This is a genomic window from Stenotrophomonas sp. 05L413, assembly GCF_056397945.1.
In genome coordinates this window covers 204,143-218,308 of record NZ_JBFTOL010000007.1, presented here as the reverse complement: position 1 = coordinate 218,308, position 14,166 = coordinate 204,143, and the positions used below count along the sequence as shown (strand labels likewise).

The 14,166-nt window shown below is 67.3% G+C and carries 18 protein-coding genes; 6 read left to right on the top strand and 12 right to left on the bottom strand.

The features are described from left to right. Positions 1-6: 6 nt before the first annotated feature. The 7 genes from hpf to AC1DIQ_RS16485 are packed head-to-tail and all read right to left on the bottom strand — an operon-like array spanning position 7 to position 5,289. Complete coding sequence (hpf, locus tag AC1DIQ_RS16515; protein WP_046274055.1) at positions 7-333, bottom strand: ribosome hibernation-promoting factor, HPF/YfiA family; 327 nt, start codon at positions 331-333, stop codon at positions 7-9. A gap of 58 nt (positions 334-391) precedes the next feature. Next, positions 392-1,831 (bottom strand): RNA polymerase factor sigma-54, encoded by a 1,440-nt coding sequence (locus AC1DIQ_RS16510; RefSeq protein ID WP_121043143.1) that lies wholly within the window; start codon positions 1,829-1,831, stop codon positions 392-394. 42 nt (positions 1,832-1,873) lie between these two features. Further along, entirely contained in the window at positions 1,874-2,593 is a 720-nt protein-coding gene (lptB, locus tag AC1DIQ_RS16505; protein ID WP_121043145.1) for an LPS export ABC transporter ATP-binding protein, read from the bottom strand. Continuing rightward, complete coding sequence (gene lptA, locus AC1DIQ_RS16500; protein WP_121043147.1) at positions 2,593-3,156, bottom strand: lipopolysaccharide transport periplasmic protein LptA; 564 nt, start codon at positions 3,154-3,156, stop codon at positions 2,593-2,595. The genes lptB and lptA overlap by 1 nt, the downstream gene beginning before the upstream one ends. Next, a complete protein-coding gene (gene lptC / locus AC1DIQ_RS16495) occupies positions 3,134-3,700 on the bottom strand; it encodes an LPS export ABC transporter periplasmic protein LptC (protein ID WP_121043149.1) in 567 nt (188 codons plus the stop codon). Before lptC ends, lptA begins: the two co-directional genes overlap by 23 nt. After that, positions 3,697-4,245 carry a KdsC family phosphatase gene (locus tag AC1DIQ_RS16490; RefSeq protein ID WP_152153542.1) on the bottom strand — a complete coding sequence of 183 codons (549 nt, stop codon included), beginning with the start codon at positions 4,243-4,245 and terminating at the stop codon, positions 3,697-3,699. Before AC1DIQ_RS16490 ends, lptC begins: the two co-directional genes overlap by 4 nt. A gap of 42 nt (positions 4,246-4,287) precedes the next feature. Then, complete coding sequence (locus AC1DIQ_RS16485) at positions 4,288-5,289, bottom strand: KpsF/GutQ family sugar-phosphate isomerase (RefSeq protein WP_121043154.1); 1,002 nt, start codon at positions 5,287-5,289, stop codon at positions 4,288-4,290. Positions 5,290-5,342: 53 nt separating this feature from the next. Between AC1DIQ_RS16485 and AC1DIQ_RS16480 the strand changes: the two genes are divergently transcribed. The 3 genes from AC1DIQ_RS16480 (at position 5,343) to AC1DIQ_RS16470 (ending at position 7,250) form a co-directional block, all read left to right on the top strand. Next, positions 5,343-5,573, top strand: coding sequence for a BolA family protein (locus AC1DIQ_RS16480; RefSeq protein ID WP_088432818.1), 231 nt, complete (start codon positions 5,343-5,345; stop codon positions 5,571-5,573). A 97-nt stretch (positions 5,574-5,670) separates the two neighbouring features. Next, complete coding sequence (gene murA, locus AC1DIQ_RS16475) at positions 5,671-6,945, top strand: UDP-N-acetylglucosamine 1-carboxyvinyltransferase (RefSeq protein WP_478050428.1); 1,275 nt, start codon at positions 5,671-5,673, stop codon at positions 6,943-6,945. Further along, on the top strand, positions 6,942-7,250 hold the full coding sequence (locus AC1DIQ_RS16470) for an EF-hand domain-containing protein (RefSeq protein WP_152153538.1): 309 nt from the start codon (positions 6,942-6,944) through the stop codon (positions 7,248-7,250). The genes murA and AC1DIQ_RS16470 overlap by 4 nt, the downstream gene beginning before the upstream one ends. 33 nt (positions 7,251-7,283) lie before the next feature. Here the strand turns inward: AC1DIQ_RS16470 and AC1DIQ_RS16465 are convergent, their stop codons facing one another. The 5 genes from AC1DIQ_RS16465 to purM all read right to left on the bottom strand — a co-directional run bounded on the left by AC1DIQ_RS16465 (position 7,284) and on the right by purM (position 10,980). Continuing rightward, entirely contained in the window at positions 7,284-7,967 is a 684-nt protein-coding gene (locus tag AC1DIQ_RS16465; protein WP_478050427.1) for a DUF3108 domain-containing protein, read from the bottom strand. A 2-nt stretch (positions 7,968-7,969) separates the two neighbouring features. Next, positions 7,970-8,746: a DUF3108 domain-containing protein gene (locus tag AC1DIQ_RS16460; protein ID WP_478050426.1), complete on the bottom strand. Its 777-nt coding sequence runs from the start codon at positions 8,744-8,746 to the stop codon at positions 7,970-7,972. Positions 8,747-8,813: 67 nt separating this feature from the next. Beyond that, positions 8,814-9,467, bottom strand: a complete 654-nt coding sequence (purN, locus tag AC1DIQ_RS16455; RefSeq protein WP_121043164.1) for a phosphoribosylglycinamide formyltransferase — start codon at positions 9,465-9,467, stop codon at positions 8,814-8,816. Then, positions 9,464-9,949: a hypothetical protein gene (locus tag AC1DIQ_RS16450; protein WP_428999473.1), complete on the bottom strand. Its 486-nt coding sequence runs from the start codon at positions 9,947-9,949 to the stop codon at positions 9,464-9,466. The genes purN and AC1DIQ_RS16450 overlap by 4 nt, the downstream gene beginning before the upstream one ends. A gap of 5 nt (positions 9,950-9,954) precedes the next feature. Then, complete coding sequence (purM, locus tag AC1DIQ_RS16445) at positions 9,955-10,980, bottom strand: phosphoribosylformylglycinamidine cyclo-ligase (RefSeq protein ID WP_183073822.1); 1,026 nt, start codon at positions 10,978-10,980, stop codon at positions 9,955-9,957. Positions 10,981-11,118: 138 nt separating this feature from the next. Between purM and AC1DIQ_RS16440 the strand changes: the two genes are divergently transcribed. Genes AC1DIQ_RS16440 through hda form a run of 3 tightly spaced genes read left to right on the top strand, consistent with a single transcriptional unit; the run spans position 11,119 to position 14,119 of the window. Beyond that, the gene (locus AC1DIQ_RS16440; protein WP_226956679.1) at positions 11,119-12,243 is read left to right on the top strand and encodes a DUF2066 domain-containing protein; all 1,125 of its coding nucleotides are present in this window, start codon (positions 11,119-11,121) and stop codon (positions 12,241-12,243) included. Next, positions 12,240-13,412, top strand: coding sequence for an AI-2E family transporter (locus tag AC1DIQ_RS16435; RefSeq protein ID WP_478050425.1), 1,173 nt, complete (start codon positions 12,240-12,242; stop codon positions 13,410-13,412). Before AC1DIQ_RS16440 ends, AC1DIQ_RS16435 begins: the two co-directional genes overlap by 4 nt. Further along, on the top strand, positions 13,409-14,119 hold the full coding sequence (gene hda / locus AC1DIQ_RS16430) for a DnaA regulatory inactivator Hda (RefSeq protein ID WP_121043172.1): 711 nt from the start codon (positions 13,409-13,411) through the stop codon (positions 14,117-14,119). The genes AC1DIQ_RS16435 and hda overlap by 4 nt, the downstream gene beginning before the upstream one ends. Positions 14,120-14,166 lie beyond the last annotated feature (47 nt).

Genomic DNA, 14,166 nt, shown 5'->3' with positions numbered 1-14,166 from the left:
AGGGCATCAGCCCTCATTGTCGCCCACCGGCAGCGGTTGCGGTGCGTGCTGCTGCTTTTTCTCTTTGTGCTTGATGACCAGGCGGTCGAGCTTGTCGGCCAGGATGTCGATCGCGGCATACATGGTGGGGCCGCTGGCGTCCGCGTGCAGAGTCTGCCCGGGAACATTCACACTCGCATCGGCATGGTGCTCCGGCTTGCGGATCGACAGTTGCACGCGAACCTCGCAGTGCTGGTCGAAGTGCTTCCTCAGCCGTTCCAGCTTGGTCTCCACGTACTCGTTCAGAGCCGGGGTGATCTCAAGGTGGTCCTTGCCAAACGTCTCGATGTGCATCGGGTTTCTCCTTTGTTCGGATGTGCCAATGAACCTTCCCGCCGGGCGCGGTGGAGCGTCAGACGATTCTTACCCTTTCGTGCGAGGCGGAAATGTTCATGGCTTCACGATACTTCGCCACGGTGCGTCGCGCCACCGGTATTCCCGAGGTTTTGAGCAGGTCAGCCAGCTTGGCGTCAGAAAGCGGCTTGCGCGGGTTCTCGTCGTCGATCAGCCGGCGCAGCATCGCCTGGATGGCGGTGCTGGAGGCTTCGCCGCCGCTGTCGGTATCGATGCCGGAGGCGAAGAACGCGCGCAGCGGCAGGGTGCCGCGCGGGGTGCGCACGTACTTGCGGGCGATCGCGCGTGAAATGGTGGATTCGTGCAGGCCGAGCTCACCGGCCACTTCACGCAGGGTCAGTGGGCGCAGCGCCTGTTCGCCGAACTCCAGGAAGGCGGCCTGCTGGTCGAGCAGGCAGCGCATCACCCGCAGCAGGGTCTCGCCGCGGGCCTCCAGGCCCTTGAGCAGCCAGCGTGCTTCCTGCAGGTGGGCGCGCATGTAGCCGGCGTCGGCCTCCCCGCAGCGGCGGATCAGCTGCTCGTAGCCGCGGTGGATGACAACCTTGGGCCCGGCATGGCCGGCCAGGGCGGCACGCCAGACACCGTTCTGGCGCCAGACCACGCAGTCGGGCACCACATAGCTGTCGTGGGAGAGCTCGCCGATCTGGGCGCCCGGGCGCGGGTCCAGCGAGCGCAGCAGCTGCACCGCGACCTCGACCTCGGCCAGTGGCTCGCGCAGCTCGTGGGCGATGCCGGCCACACCGCTGCGAGGCAGGCGCTCCAGCGGGCCATCGGCGATGCGCCGGGCCAGCGCCAGCCCCGGGGTCTGCGCGGGCAGTACCAGCAACTGCAGGTCCAGGCATTCGCCCAGGGAGCGCGCACCGACCCCGACCGGGTCGAAGCGCTGGATCTGGTGCAGCACGGTCAGGATTTCAGCCTCGTCGGCCTGGATGGCCGGGCGCAGGGTCTCGGCGATGGTCGCCAAGGGCTCGCGCAGGTAACCGTCTTCTTCGAAGGCATCGATCAGGGCCGCGCCGATGCTGCGGTCACGGGCCGACAGGTGCGACAGATGCAGCTGCCAGAGCAGATGGTCAGCCAACGATTCGGTCTCGGCCACGCGCTCGGCGGCGCTGCCGTTGTCGTCATCGTCGAAGGAGCCGCCACTGCTGCCGCTGGTCCAGTCGCCTTCGCCGGGCGACCAGTCATCGCTGGCCGAGACCTGATGCTCGCCATCGGCATGGGTATCGGTGGGGGCGGGCGGGGGCGTGTCCTCGCCGGGACTGGCCTCGAGCGCCGGTTCAGCGTTCTCGGCCCAGTCCAGCAGCGGGTTGGTCTCCACCGCCTCGTTGATTTCCAGCTCCAGCTCGGCGCTGGACATCTGCAACAGCTTGATCGCCTGACGCAGTTGCGGCGTCATGACCAGGTGTTGCCCCATCGATGTCTGCAGCCGTGCTTTCATGCCTGTGCCGAACGGAAGGAAGGCGTTGCGGCGGCCGCTGGATCAGAGCTTGAAGGTTTCCCCAAGGTAGACGCGGCGGACGTCGGCGTTGGCCAGGATCTCGTCCGGCGCGCCCTGTGCCAGCACGCTGCCCTCGTTGAGGATATACGCGCGGTCGCAGATTCCCAAGGTTTCGCGGACATTGTGGTCGGTGATCAGCACCCCGATCCCGCGCTGCTTGAGATGGGTGACGATGCGCTGGATTTCACCGACCGAGATCGGGTCGACACCGGCGAACGGTTCATCGAGCAGGATCAGGCGCGGTTTGGCGGCCAGCGCGCGGGCGATTTCACAGCGGCGGCGCTCACCACCGGAGAGGCTGGCACCGAGCTGGTCGGCCACGTGGTTGATCTGCAGTTCGTCCAGCAGGCTGGCCAGTTCCTTTTCGCGGCCGGCCTTGTCCAGATCGTCGCGCAGCTCCAGCACCAGGCGCAGGTTGTCGGCCACGGTCAGCTTGCGGAACACCGAGGGTTCCTGCGGCAGGTAGCCCACGCCCTGCTTGGCGCGGGTGTACATCGGGTCGCTGGTGATGTCCTTGCCGTCCAGCACGATGCTGCCCGCATCGGTCTCGACCAGGCCGACGATCATGTAGAAGCAGGTGGTCTTGCCGGCTCCGTTGGGGCCGAGCAGGCCGACCACTTCACCGGCCTCCAGGGTCAGCCCGAAATCCTTGACGACTTCACGCTGCTTGTAGCGCTTGCGCAGGCCTTTGGCGACGAGCATTACTTCTTGCTCCCGGCGGCGGGCTTGGCCGCAGGCGCCGCCGGCTTGGCGGCCGGGGTGGCCGGTGCTGCGCCCTTGGCCTTGGGCTGGATCACCGTGCGCACGCGCGTGCCGTCACCACCGCTCTGCATGTTGCCGGTGCGCGTGTTGTAGGTCATCTTCTGGCCGCTGTTGGTGCCGCGCGGCGACTCGACCTTGTAGTTGCCGGTGAGGATGATCACTTCGCTGTTGACGTTGTAATCCATGTTGTCGGCCCAGGCATTCATCTTGGAGCCGTCATCCATTTCCTGTTCCAGCGTGGCCTGCTTGCCGGTCAGCACGACGCGTTCGATATCGCCGTTCTTGCGGAACAGATCGGCGTTGGCGGCGTGGATCACCAGGGTGCCCTGGGTGATCACCACGTTGCCGGTGAACGTGCACTTGCCCGCATCATCGGTCAGGTTGCAGTCGTTGCTGTTGGATTCCAGATTCATCGGCTGGTTGCGGTCGGATGACTTGGCCAGCGCCATGCCGGGCAGCAGCAGGGCGAGCAGCGCGAGCTTAGCGGGCAGCGTTCGGTTCATAGCGGGTCTTGACCTGTGAAAGGAGTTTGTACTGCCGGGTTTTCATGTCGGCTTCGAAGCCGACCCCTGTCTGCGACAGGCCCGGGCGGGTCATGGTGACCCGGGCATCGGTCTTGGCACGGTTCTCTTTCGGGAACACGTCCAGGTGATCGGTGCGGAAGGTGGTGGGTGGTGCACCGGCGACCTTGGGGCTGTCGCCGCTGACGTTGCCGATGAGCTTGAGCTGGTCGCCCTTGGCGCTGACCCAGCCGCTGTCGCCACGCATTTCCCAGTGATTGCCGTCCTGGTCGGGCAGCAGGAACACGGGCGTGGTCAGGGTCATCGTTTCATCGCTGCGCGCACGCTCCAGCAGCGGGGCGCGCAGGGTGGTGGATTCCTTGCCCTGTTCGTCCAACGCCACGATCTGGAAATCATGCAGCACGTAATCCTTGGTGGCATCCTCGCCTTCGGCCGCGGGGGCCTTGTCGCGATGGTGCAGGGCCAGCCAGCCGGTCAACAGTGCGGCGACCAGCAGCAGGCCCCCGATGGCGGTACGTACGTTCATGCGCCGAACCTCGCCAGCACCGCATCCACATGGCCCTGCGCGGCCAGCAGCACGTCGCACAGCTCCCGCGCCGCGCCCTTGCCGCCGTCACTGCGGGTCTGCCAGTGCACGCGCTCGGCGATCCAGGGGTGGGCATTGGCCGGCGCAACCGCCAGGCCGACCGCGCACAGCGGGCCGAGATCGGGCAGGTCGTCACCCATGAAGGCCACCTGGTCCAGGCCGATGCCGTGCTGACCGCACAGCGCCTTGACGCTGGCCAGCTTGTCGCCGACCGCGATCTGGGTATCGATGCCCAGGTCCGCGCCGCGCTTGAGCGCGGATTGGCTGTTGCGTGCGGTGATCAGCACCGGGTGGATACCGTGGTGTTGCAGCAGTTTCAGGCCGAGTCCGTCCTGCACGTAATACGCCTTGCTCTCGTTGCCGTCCTTGTCGTAGTAGAGCCGACCGTCGGTGAGCGTGCCGTCCACGTCGAAGCAGGCCAGCCGGATACGGCCGGCGGCGGCATGCAGGTGGGACGGGAAACCGGGCAACGGGGAGTAGGGCATCGTCTGGGGCAGCTCAACTGAATGGAGGAAGGCAACTGTGGTTTAAACCACCCGGGCCCGCAACAGGTCATGAATGTTGAGCGCGCCGACGAGGTGTCCTTCGGCATCGACCACCATCAAGCCATTGATCTTGTGGGCTTCCATCAGCTGCGCCGCTTCGGCCGCGAGCTGATCGGCACCGATGGTGCGCGGGCCATGGGTCATTACATCGGCGATCCGCGCGCTGCGCACGTCCAGATCGGTATCCAGGGCGCGGCGCAGATCGCCGTCGGTGAACAGACCGATCAGGTGGTTGTCGGCATCCACGACGGCGGTCATGCCCAGGCGCTTGCGGCTCATCTCCACCAGGGCCTCGCTCAGGCTGGCGTTGACATCCACGCGCGGCAGTTCATCGCCGCTGTGCATCACATCGGTGATGTGCAGCAGCAGGCGGCGGCCCAGGCTGCCGGCCGGGTGCGAGCGGGCGAAATCGTCGGCGGTGAAGCCGCGGGCATCGAGCAGGGCCACGGCCAGTGCGTCACCCATGGCCAACGAGGCGGTGGTGCTGGAGGTCGGGGCGAGCGCCAGCGGGCAGGCCTCGGCCGGCACGCTGACATCCAAATGAACGTCGGCGGCGGTGGCCAGGCTGGACTGCGGGCGGCCGGTCATGGCGATCAGGCGGTTGCCCTGGCGCTTGAGCACCGGCAGCAGCATCAGCAGCTCATCGGACTCACCTGAATAGGACAGCGCCAGCACCACGTCGGCCTCGGTGATCATGCCCAGATCGCCATGCCCGGCTTCACCGGGGTGCACGTAGAAGGCCGGGGTGCCGGTCGAGGCCAGGGTGGCGGCAATCTTGCGGGCGACATGGCCGGACTTGCCCATGCCGGTGGCGACCACGCGGCCCTTGCTCTGCAGGACCAGCTGGCAGGCCTGGCTGAACGCTTCGCCCAGCCGCTCGGCGACCGCGCCCAGCGCATCGCGCTCGATCTCGAACACGCGGCGGCCGCTGGCGACCAGTGCCGCAGCGTCGGCCGGATGGGGGAGTTGGGGCGAGACAGCCATGCGAGCGCCACGTGGAAGAGTAGAATGAGCGCTCATTTTATTAGGAAAGCCCGTTGGACGCCGAGACCATCCGCAATCTGATCGAAACCGGCCTGCCTGGCGCCCGCGCGGACGTGCAGGGTGACGACGGCGTGCACTTCGAGGCCACCGTGGTCTGCGACGCCTTTGCCGGCAAAATGCCGCTGGCGCGCCACCGCATGGTCTATGCGACCCTGGGCGATCTGATGGGCGGGGCGATCCACGCGCTGGCGCTGAAGACCGTCACCCCGGCCGAAGCGGGTTAGTCAGCCCAATGATTGGATCAGCCGACCCGCGGTCGGTTCTACCCCCGATTACATCCGCCGACCGACGGTCGGCTCTACCTCATTCCAAGTAGATTCCATGGCCAAGATCGTAGTGACCGGCGGCAAGCCGCTGCACGGTGAAGTGAACATTTCCGGCGCCAAGAACGCTGTCCTCCCCATCCTGTGCGCGACCCTGCTGGCCGATGCGCCGGTGGAGATCACCAACGTGCCGCACCTGCACGACGTGGTCACCACCGTGAAGCTGCTCGGTGAGCTGGGCGCCAAGGTCACCATCGACCAGGGCACCCTCTCGCGCGGCAGCGCGATCGTGGTCGACCCGCGTCCGGTCAATCAGCACGTGGCCCCGTACGAGCTGGTCAAGACCATGCGCGCCTCGATCCTGGTGCTCGGCCCGCTGCTGGCCCGCTTCGGTGCGGCTGAAGTGTCGCTGCCGGGCGGCTGCGCGATCGGCTCGCGTCCGGTCGACCAGCACATCAAGGGGCTGCAGGCCCTCGGGGCGGAAATCACCGTCGAAAACGGCTTCATCAAGGCCCAGGCCAAGCGCCTGAAGGGTGCCCACTTCACCTTCGACATGGTCAGCGTCACCGGCACCGAGAACGTGCTGATGGCCGCCGTGCTGGCCGAAGGCACCACCGTGCTGGACAACGCCGCAATGGAGCCGGAAGTCACCGACCTGGCGCACTGCCTGATCGCGCTCGGCGCGAAGATCGAAGGGCTGGGCACTGCCCGCCTGGTGATCGAAGGCGTGGAGAAGCTGTCCGGTGGCCGTCATGAAGTGCTGCCCGACCGCATCGAGACCGGCACCTTCCTGGTCGCCGCGGCGATGACCGGCGGCAAGGTCACGGTCAACCGTGCCCGCCCGAACACCATGGATGCGGTGCTGGCCAAGCTGGTGGAGGCCGGTGCGCACATCGAGACCACCGAAGACAGCATCACCCTGGACATGGGCGGCAAGCGCCCGCGCGCGGTCAACCTGACCACCGCGCCGTACCCGGCATTCCCCACCGACATGCAGGCGCAGTTCATGGCGCTCAACTGCGTGGCCGACGGCGTGGGCGTGATCAACGAAACGATCTTCGAGAACCGTTTCATGCACGTCAACGAGCTGCTGCGCCTGGGCGCGGACATCCAGGTCGAAGGCCACACCGCGATCGTGCGTGGTGCCGAGCAGCTCAGCGGCGCGCCGGTGATGGCGACCGATCTGCGCGCGTCGGCCTCGCTGATCCTGGCCGGCCTGATGGCCGAGGGTGACACCACCATCGACCGCATCTACCACCTGGACCGCGGCTACGAGAACATCGAAGAGAAGCTGTCCTCGCTGGGCGCCATCATCCGGCGTATCGCCGCATGATCCTGCGCGGCCGGTTCACCCGCCGCCGCAAGGCGCTGCTGGTGCTGGTACTGATCGTGCTGGCGTGGCTGGGCTACGCCTGGTACGCCGGCATCGCGATCACCCAGGGCATCCAGCAGGAAGACATGGACTGGAATGCGGACGGCACCGTCAGCCGGACCGAAGTGTTCCAGTCGTTCTATGCGGTCGGCGTGGACAAGACCGTCGACGGCAACCGGCATTGCAGCACGTACTACTGGCGCGACACGCGCCAGCAGATCCGGGTGGACTGCAAGACGGTATTCGGCGACGCCAAGCCGGAATGAAAAAACGCCCGCGGAAGCGGGCGTTTTTTTGGGTCAATTCATCCCTTTGATCGTCAGATCCAGCGCATCCTTGCCGCTCTCACGCTGCAGCAGACGCGCCGGCACCGGGAACTCCGGCACGATCCAGGCGATCAGCTCCTTGTTGCCGTCCACGCGCGAGACCTTGGTCGCGTCGTAGGACTTGCCCGCCACGGTGATCTTTTCCTTGCCGACCACCTTGTAGGACATCGGCTTGATCCGGCCTTCGTCGACCATGCGGTAGTTCAGCGGCTTGCCGGCGGCCAGATCACGCGCGATCGCCAGGTTGATCAGCAGGGCATCCATGTCGCCGGGCTTGAGCGCCACCGGGCCACGGCGGTCCGGCTTGACGTCGCCGGTCCAGGTGGCCTGGTTGTTGCTCCAGTTGTAGTTGGCATCCACGTTGCGCTTCTTGACCAGCAGCACCGAGCGGTCGTTGCTGGTCAGCGGCCGCAGGCGGCCGTTGGCTTCTTCGAACACGGTGGTCTGGCTGAGATCGGCCAGCTGGTTCTTCACGTTCAGGCTGTAGCGCCATTTGTTGGCGCCTTCGCTGGCCAGGGTCATGGTCCCGTTGGCCTGCATGCCCATGTAGCTGGCCTGGTAATCGGCCTTGAACGGCTGCAGGGCCATGGCGGGCAGGCTCACCACGGCAAGGGCGCCGGCGGCGATCCAGGTCAGCGGGCGGTTCAGTGTGGTCATGCTCAGACTCCTTGATATTCGATCAGGCGCAGATCAATCCGATCTTCGCCGTCTTCGCGTTGCAGGATGCGCACCGGCGTGGGGACACCGTTGGCGATCCAGAGGATGGTTTCGTCATTGCCGCCGTTGGTGCGATACACCCGCAGCGCGTTGTAGGACAGATCGCCGACGGCCACGTTCTCGGTGTCCGGTGCGGCCTGGTAGTCGTGCTGGCGGACGCGGCCCACGTCCACGTAGCGGTAGTGCATCTGCCCGCCGGGGCGGGCGTCGCGCATGATCGCCAGGTTCAGCAGCAGCGCGCTCTGGTCGCCGGGCTGCAGCGGGATGGGCTGGCGGCGCTCCTTCTTCAGATCGCCCAGCCACTGCGCGGTGCCGGCCTGCCAGTCGTAGGTGCCGGTGACCTTCTTGCCGAGGAACAGCCCCTTGCGGACCGTGCTCTGGCTCAACGGCACATAGGTGCCGTTGCGGTTCTCGAACACCGTGCTCTGCTCCAGGTTCAGGCCAAGCACGCTGGCAAAACCGCTGCGCCCGATCACCTGCATGTCCACGCGCCACTGGTCACCGCCGGTATGGGTGACACGCATGGTCGCATCGCCAGCCTGTTTGCCCTTGTAGAGGGCCTGGTAGGTCGCGGTGAACGGCTGCAGCGGCGGCGCTTCCCAGCTCATGGCAGGCAACGCGGGCAGCGGTGGGGTGACCGTCTCCTGCGCGTGGGCAAGGGCGGCGGTGCACAGCAGGGATGCCATCAGCAGCACGGGCTTGAACAAAGGCGTTCTCATGCGGGCCGGTCGGTAGAGGAGGGGAAAGGATGCCAGCGCCGGGATCAGCGGCGTGTGTGCGCGGCGCTTATCGGTTCAGCTGTCCGGCGCAATCTAGGCGCAGCGGGCTAAACAGGGGGTGACCATCGAGCTGGAGCTGACCTGCCTGTTCAGTTACGCGGCCGCTGACCAGCAGCGCCAGGCTGGCGATCAGCAGCGGATGCTCCACGGCCAGCACCCGCAGGGCCAGCGCTTCGGGGGTGTCGCCGGCCTGCACCGGCACCCGGGCCTGGGCCAGCACCGTGCCGGCATCCAGTTCGGGCACCACGAAGTGCACGCTAGCGCCGTGCTCGGCATCGCCGGCCTGCAGTGCGCGCGCATGCGTGTGCAGCCCTTTGTAGAGCGGCAGCAGCGAGGGATGGATGTTGACCAGGCGGCCATCGAACCGGGCCACGAAGGCCGGGCCGAGGATGCGCATGTAACCGGCGCAGACGATCCAGTCCGGCGCGAAGGCATCCAGCGCATCGGCCATCGCTGCATCGAACGCGGCGCGGTCCGGGTAGCCCTTGGGCGAGCGTGCCCAGCGCTGTGCCGGGCTCACCTTGAGCAGGGCCGAGGCATCGGGCTTGTCCGAGAGCACGGCCACGACCTGCGCATCCAGCTGCTGCGCGGCGATGGCATCGAGGATGGCCTGCAGATTACTGCCCCGGCCAGAAGCGAGTACGGCGATACGGCTGCTCATGCGGTCTGGAAGGCCGCCTTGACCGCGGGGCGCGACAGCACCACCAGGGTGAACACCCCCAGCGCAGTACCGAACGGCATGAAGATGCAGGCGATGCCGGCCACCACCATGCACAGCAGGTAACGCCGGCGCTGCGCCAGGCACCGCCCGGCATAGGCCATGTAACCGGCCAGCACCAGCCCGGCAGCGCAGCCCAGCCCGCCGATCAGCACGAACACCCAGCCGAGCAGGCGCGGATCGAACGGGGGCGGTGCCTCACCCGGCGCCAGCGGCGCCGGCGCGGCGAAGATCACCGCCACGCCCATCAGCAGGTAGATCAGCGGGAACAGCGAGAACAGGGCGGTCAGGCCAGCCACCACGTAGTGGAAGACCGACAGCAATTGCAGCTGCGAGGTATCCACCGCCGCGGCCGGTACGACCGGCGCCGCTGCGGTGGGCAGCGACGGCGGTTGGGCAGGGAACTCCGGGCCGGGCTCCGTCACCTGGCTCAACCGATCTTGACGCGTTCGGCGCCGTCGGCGCGGGTCACTTCACCGATGGTCCAGTGCTCCAGGCCCTGCGCGGTCACCGCGGCACCGACCGAGGCGGCTTCGTTGGCAGCCACGATCAGCACGAAGCCGATGCCGCAGTTGAAGGTGCGCCACATCTCGCTGTCGGCCACGGCGCCTTCCTTCTGCAGCCACTGGAACACCGGCGGCAGGGTCCAGGCGTCGGCCTTGATGTCCAGGCCCAGGCCGTCGGGTACCACGCGGATGATGTTTTCCGTCAGGCCGCCACCGGTGATGTGGGCCATGCCGTGGATCGCCGCGCCGTGGGTCTTCAACAGCGCCAGGATCGGCTTGACGTACAGGCGGGTCGGCGCCATCAGCGCATCGACCAGCTTGACCCCGCCGTCCAGCTCCAGATCGGCCGGCTGCCCGGCGCGGTCATAGATGCGGCGCACCAGTGAGTAGCCGTTGGAATGCGGGCCGGAGGAGGCGATGCCGATCAGCACGTCGCCGGCGGCCACGCTGGCGCCGTCCTTCATGTCACTCTTCTCGACACCGGCGACGGTGAAGCCGGCCAGGTCGTACTCGCCCGGGGCATACATGTCGGGCATTTCAGCGGTTTCACCGCCGATCAGCGCGCAACCGGCCTCGGTGCAGCCGTTGGCGATGCCGCCCACGACCGCCGCAGCGGTATCGATGTCCAGCTTGCCGGTGGCGAAATAATCCAGGAAGAACAGCGGCTCGGCACCCTGGACCAGCACGTCGTTCACGCACATGGCGACCAGATCGATGCCGATCGTGTCGTGGCGGCCCAGCTGTTGTGCGAGCTTCAGCTTGGTGCCCACGCCGTCCGTGCCCGAGACCAGGACCGGCTCGCGGTACTTGTTGGAGAGGTCGAACAGGGCGCCGAAGCCACCCAGTCCGCCCATGACTTCCGGGCGGAAACTGCGCTTCACCAGCGGCTTGATGCGCTCGACCAGCTCATTGCCCGCGTCGATATCGACACCGGCGTCGCGGTAGGTCAGGGGAGAGGGGTTGGACGGGGAATTGGTCACGGGCGTCGGCGCTGCGCTGGGGTGAAAGCGCGATTTTAACAGGCCACGTTGGCGCGCAGGCCCTATTCGGGCAACAATTCCCCCCGGATACGCTCAATGGAAGTCCTGATGCGCCGCAGCCTCTTTTTCATGATGTTCCTCGCGCTTTGCCTGCCGGTGGCCTCGATGGCCCAGAGCGGCCTGCGCACCGAAGGCGATGTGGCCAGTGCCAGTGGCGCTTACGAGGCCGAGGTCCCGGTCAACAGCCAGGCCGATTCGGACCGCAACGGTGCCCTGGCCAGGGCGCTGGGCAATGTGCTGGCCAAGCTCTCGGGCGACCGCAGCGTGATGAGCCGCCCCGGCGTGATGCAGGCCCTGCGCAATGCCAAGGATTACGTGGCCAGCTATGACTACCGCCAGGACCAGAGCACCTCGGCCGGTGGCGCGCCGAGCTACCGCACCATCCTGGTGGCGCGCTTCCGCGAGGATGACGTCGATGGCCTGATCTCGGCCCTCGGTCTGCCGCTGTGGCCGCAGCCCCGCCCGAAGCCGGTGATCTGGCTGGCCATCGACGATGGTTCCGGCCCGCGCCTGGTGACCGTCCAGCAGGCCAATGCGGCCCGCCCGCTGCTCAACCGCGCCATCGAACGTGGCTACAAGCTGGGCCTGCCCTCGGGCAGCGCCGCCGAGCAGGCACTGGTGGGCGCGATCTGGCGCCAGGACACGGCCGCCGTGGCGCGAGCCTCCGCGCGCTATGCCCCGCCGATGCAGCTGATCGGCAAGCTCTACCGCGATGGCAGCGGCTGGGTGGCCGATTGGGTGTTCGTCGATGGCGGCAAAGAACTGAACAAGTGGACCACCAAGGACAGCGACGCCCGCCGCGCGATGGCCAGTGGTGCCGACGGTGCCGCCGATGCGCTGGTGCGCCGGTACGCCAAGGCCGGGGCCGCCACCGGTGCCGCCGGGACCTACACGATCGTGGTGCTGGGCCTGAACAGTGCCGAGGATTACATGCGCCTGGCCGCCGGCCTGCGGGAGACTGCCGTGGTCCGCAACGTCACTCCGGTGCGTGCCTCGGGCGACCGCCTGGAGCTGTCGCTGGAGATGACTACCGGGCTGGCCGGCCTGAACCGCATGCTCGGCGACAACGGCGTGATCGCGCCGACCGCGCCGCTGGCACTGCCGGTGCCGATCGATGAAACCAACCCCTCGGCCCTCCCGCCGCCCGCCAGCAACGAGTACCGCCTGCGATGATCCTCACCCCCGAAGCGGAAATCGCACAGTTCCTCAGGCGGTTGAAATACGTCCTGGTGGCGCTCGCCGCCGGCTGGGTGATCTGGCTGCTCGGCCCGATCCTGACCCCGTTCGTGCTGGCCCTGGCACTGGCCTGGCTGGGCGACCCGCTGGTCGACCGGATCGAGGCCACCGGCCGCTCGCGCAACACCGGCGTGGTGCTGGTGTTCGTGGCGATGATCCTGTTGATCACTGCCGCGCTGCTGATCCTGGTGCCGATGATCGAGCGTCAGGTCGCCACCCTGGTGGCGGCGATCCCGCAGGCACAGCAGTGGCTGATGGAAAAAGGCATCCCGTGGTTCGAGCAGAAGACCGGGCTGGAGATCATGCAGTGGATGGACCCGGACCGCTTGATTGAATGGGTGCGCAGCCACTGGCAGCAGGCCGGCGGCTTCGCCAAGACCTTCTTCGGCTACGTGCAGCGCTCGGGCTTCACCATGGTGACCTGGGTGGTCAACATCCTGCTGCTGCCGATCCTGGCGTTCTACTTCCTGCGCGACTGGGACAAGCTGGTCGAACGCGTGGCCTCGATGATTCCGCGCAACCACGTCGGCACCATCACCAAGCTGGCGCGTGAATCGGACGAAGTGCTCGGTGCGTTCATCCGTGGCCAGTTCCTGGTGATGATCGCGCTGGGCGTGGTGTACGCCGCCGGCCTGTCGCTGGTCGGCCTGAAGCTGGGCCTGTTGATCGGCCTGGTGGCTGGCCTGATCAGCTTCATTCCGTATCTCGGCGCGACCACCGGCATCGTCATGGCGGTCGCAGCGGCGCTGGTGCAGGCGCAGGGCTTCGATCTGAAGCTGCTGATCCTGGTCGGCATCGTGTTCACCGTGGGCCAGCTGCTGGAAAGCTACGTACTGACCCCGCGCATCGTCGGCGACAAGATCGGCCTGCACCCGGTGGCGGTGATCTTCGCGGTGATGGCCGGTGGCCAGCTGTTCGGCTTCCTCGGCATGCTGCTGGCCCTGCCGGTGGCGGCGGTCAGCAACGTGCTGCTGCGCTATGCGCATCAGCGCTATCGCCAGAGCGACCTGTATGCCGGTGAGAAATCGGCGATCGTGCTCGATGCCTATGTCGACACGCCCGGGATCGTGATCGTGGGCAATCCGAAGGGGCCGGACGCGCAGTGAGTGTCGTTCCGCAGTTGCCGCTTGCCCTGCGCTACCCGCAGGACGAGCGGTTGGAGACGTTCATCGGTGCGCCGGATGGTGCGCTGGCGCAGCTGCGCGCCATTGCCGTGGGCGCCGCGCACGACTGGGTGTATCTGGAGGGCGCGCCGGGCACCGGCAAGACCCATCAGGCGCTGGCGATGTGCTCGCTGGCCGAACAGGCCGGCCGCCAGCCGACCTACCTGCCGCTGAAGGCGGTGGTGGGGCGCACGCGCGCCGCGCTGGAATCGCTGGAAGGCCGCGACCTGGTCGCGCTGGATGGGCTGGACGCGGTGGCCGGGCAGCGCGAAGACGAAGTGGCGCTGTTCGATTTCCACAACCGTGCGCGCGCGGCGGGCATCACCCTGCTGTACACCGCGCAGCACGCACCGGACCAGCTCGGGCTGGTGTTGCCCGACCTGCGCTCCCGCCTGCAGCAGTGCGTGCGCGTGGTGCTGCAGCCGCTGGACGATGAAGGCCGCGCGGCGGTGCTGCGCGAACGCGCGGCGCGACGCGGCCTGGCGATCGATGAAGCGGCGATCGAATGGTTGCTGACCCGTACCGGCCGTGAGCTGGGCAATCTGGTCAGCCTGCTGGACTGGCTGGACCGCGAATCGCTGGCGGCACAGCGCCGCATCACCGTGCCGTTCCTGCGCCAGGTCTTGGAAGACGGCCCGCACCTGTTGTAACCATCCGGAAACGGACGGTAGATCCACGCCACGCGTGGATGCATCGG